We start from the raw sequence: 3,262 nt of genomic DNA, 5'->3' as shown, positions 1-3,262 counted from the left end.
CCATCCCGTTTGGCGCGGTACATGGCCTGGTCTGCCTGTCGCAACAACTGATCCCCGTCCAGCTCGACGTCTTGTGGATAGAGCGTATAGCCAACACTCGCCGACACTTCGACGCTGTGGTCAGCCACCCATACCGCATCCGAAATGGTGGCCAACAAGCGCGACAACAAGGTGTTGAGCGTCGGCTCATCCGCTACATTGACCACGATCGCCGCAAACTCATCACCACCAAGCCTGGCGAGGGTATCCTCTTCCCTCAGGGTAGCGCGCATTCGCTGGGCCAGCTCGACCAGCAAACCATCCCCGGCCTCATGGCCAAAGGCGTCATTCACCGGCTTGAAGTGGTCCAGGTCAATATAGATAACCGCCAACTGATAGCTGTGCCGGCGGGCCTGAGCCATGGATTGATGTAACCGGTCCGAGAACAGCACCCGATTTGGCAGGCCGGTCAACGCATCAAAATGCGCCATGGTACGCAGTTGTTTTTCGGTCTCTTTAAGCTGTGTGATATCGGTGAAGACGCCAACAAAATGACTGAGTTCTCCGTGGTCATCAAACACACTGCTCAGGGTCAGGCTCAGAATGGTGGCGTGGCCATCCCGATGCCGACTGGCGAATTCACCACTCCAGACCTCGTGTTTTCGGGCGGCAATCAGAATGGCGCTGCCTTCATCCAGCGGTAGCGGGGGTAAGCTGCCGACCGCCGTTTTGTGGTCGCGCCCGGTAATCTGGGTATAGGCCTCGTTGATGTCCATCACCACGCCGTGGGCATCGGTGATGAAGATTGCTTCCCGGGCATTCTCAAACACCTTCAGCGCCAGCCGCTGGCGCTCTTCCGCATGTTTTCGGCGGGTAATATCAAACCAGGAGCAAAGGATCGAAGGGGCTTCCTGGTCGTGTTCATAGACCGGGGCGAGGGTCATGTGCACCCAGATTTCGGTGCCATCCGAGCGGACAAACAACCATTCCGTCTGGGACACTTCCCCGGCCGTTACCCGATGCAGCAGGGCATCGGATTTCTGCGACGACGGCGTGCCATCTGGCTGGGCGTGGGGTAAAAAGGCCGGCAGGCCCTTACCCAACAGTGACTGTTCGGAGGTATAACGGAGCAGCTCCACCGCCGCGCGGTTACAATCAACCAGAATACCGTCCCGGATCATCAGCATGGGCTGCGGCCAGCTGGCAATCAGTTCACGCAGGCGGCGCTCTTCCACGGCCAGCTGGCGTTTTTTCCGGCCCAACCACAGGCTGGTCAACAACAGCAGCAGAATCAGAACGGTAACCGTGGTTACCCAAACCCGGTATTGGTTCAGCACATCCATCCAGGTTACACGCGGCACCTGATCATAGGGTGCCAGCCGCAGAGCTCGGGCCACCTGCTCTACCGACTGGTAGTCCGCCGGAGGCGAAAACCCGGAGAGGCCAGCCATTCGCGCAGCCGGGTGGTCTGCTTCCAGCGCAAACAACGCCGAGGCGACGCGGCGCACAATCCGGCTGTCAACGTGAGGCAAGGCAACCAGTGGCCATTCCGGGTACAGTCGGGTAGACACCGCAAACGGGAATCCGGCCAACTGCTGAGGATTGATGATCTTCAGCTCATCCGCCAGCCTCGGGTTTTCCCGAACCAACTCTTCATAAACACCGGACCGGATAAAACCAACATCCGTATCGCCGATCAGAATCGCCCGGATGACCCGGTCATGGTTGCCCAGATGCACCATGCGGTTGTTGCGCTGGATATCTACACCGGCTTCCCTCAGCTCCAGCGCGGGCGCCTGGAAACCACCCATAAAATGCACACCCGGAGTCGCGATGCTTTTGCCCTTCAGGTCGGTCAGCACATTGATGTCGTTGCGATTGGCCCGGGTCAGGATAAGCCCGCCGATGCTGCCGGTGACCTGGCCGTCCCACTCACGGTGCAGAGTGGCAAGTACGCCGGTAAGGCTCCGTTCGCTGCGAATCAACAGGAAGTGGCTGGGGTTGGTCAGAAAGAAATCAACGCGATTGGACGCCAGAGCCCGATTCAAATCCTCCTGATTTAATGCCTGAAGCTGCACTTGCAGGCCGGTTTCGCGACTCAGGTAATCCGCCAGAAGCGTGTAACGTTCCTGAATAACCGGGTCTGGACGGTACGAGAGAACGCCGAAGGTCACCTCCTCCCTTGCCTCCGCATGAAGCGCCCAGGCCGCTTGCAGCCACAAGAAGAGCACAGCGAGTACTTTGAACCGGCGGGAAATCACATCAGGCTCCGGGGCAAAAAGGAGGGGTCAGACAGCCGTTCATACTGGGGGAACTCCGCCATCAAACCTTCCCGAACCAGAATCTCTGCCAGCCGACGAGCCACCAACTCAATACGCCCATGGTGTGCAAGATACCGCTGATTAGCCGCCAGATCCGGTAGCATCACTGTGGCGAGTGAACGCCGAACCGCGTTTGGGGTGACGCCTTGGCGAGTCGCCACCCGGTATACGGCATCGTGCATGCTTTGCACCATGTGCAAGTTACCCCGGAAATGCGCCCGCACCAGATCGTTCACCGCTGCCTTGTTGGCCCGGGCCGCACGCTCGGTGACCACGAGGGTATCGAAAATGGTATCGGGCAGGTGGCTGCTGTCGAACAGCCGTGTTCCGCCAGCCTCCCTGAGCATCGAGGCGATGGGCTCATAGCTGATCGACGCATCAATGTCGCCATTCTGCCAGGCATCCAAATGACGGTTCGCCGGCAGGTCTGCGACGCTAACCTGGTCGATGGTCAACCCTGCCCGCTCCAATACAGCAGACAGCATAATGCCGGAGACACCGCCCAGCTCAGCAGCAATGGTGCGGCCCCGGAGACCGGGCAAGCTGGTTATCGAGGGTTTGGCCATCAGCACATCAGCACCAACCGAAACATTGGTAACCGCAACGACCCGCAGGGGAACTCCACCGGCAAACACCCGCAGTGCTTCGTCCAGCGTCAGAGCTGCAGCATCCAGCTGACCGGATAACAGCCCGGTCATGGACTCACTGGCCGCCTGCCCCTTCAGCAGCTCAACGGTGGTTGGTAGCCACCCAAATTCCTCCGCCAGGTAGAGAGATTCGTAACCAATCCAGGGATGGAGACCAGTTCGCAAGGGTTGCGACCCGGAGCAACCGGCCAGCCCCAATGCCGGAATGGCAGCAACAGACAGTTGCAGGAATTGACGGCGGTTCATTCAGGCTCCGGGGTAGATGCGGAAAGTTCAGATCTTAATACGTAGCCACTATAGCCGTAAATCTGACCA

The 3,262-nt window shown here is 59.1% G+C and carries 2 protein-coding genes; both read right to left on the bottom strand.

Going from position 1 to position 3,262, the window contains the following annotated elements; translation table 11 throughout:
* Positions 1 to 2,240: diguanylate cyclase (locus IBX51_RS14820; RefSeq protein ID WP_291832094.1), on the bottom strand; the 2,240-nt coding region annotated here is incomplete at its 3' end.
* On the bottom strand, positions 2,237 to 3,193 hold the full coding sequence (locus tag IBX51_RS14815) for an ABC transporter substrate-binding protein (protein WP_291832093.1): 957 nt from the start codon (positions 3,191 to 3,193) through the stop codon (positions 2,237 to 2,239). The genes IBX51_RS14820 and IBX51_RS14815, both read right to left, overlap by 4 nt.
* Between the last annotated feature and the right edge of the window lie 69 nt (positions 3,194 to 3,262).

The sequence above is a fragment of the Marinobacter sp. genome (assembly GCF_014859525.1).
Lineage (GTDB): Bacteria > Pseudomonadota > Gammaproteobacteria > Pseudomonadales > Oleiphilaceae > Marinobacter.
This window is presented reverse-complemented; position numbering and strand designations above follow the sequence as displayed.

Excerpts from the sequence above, each read along its gene's own strand:
- IBX51_RS14815 (WP_291832093.1), bottom strand. The coding sequence starts at position 3,193 with ATGAACCGCCGTCAATTCCTGCAACTGTCTGTTGCTGCCATTCCGGCA.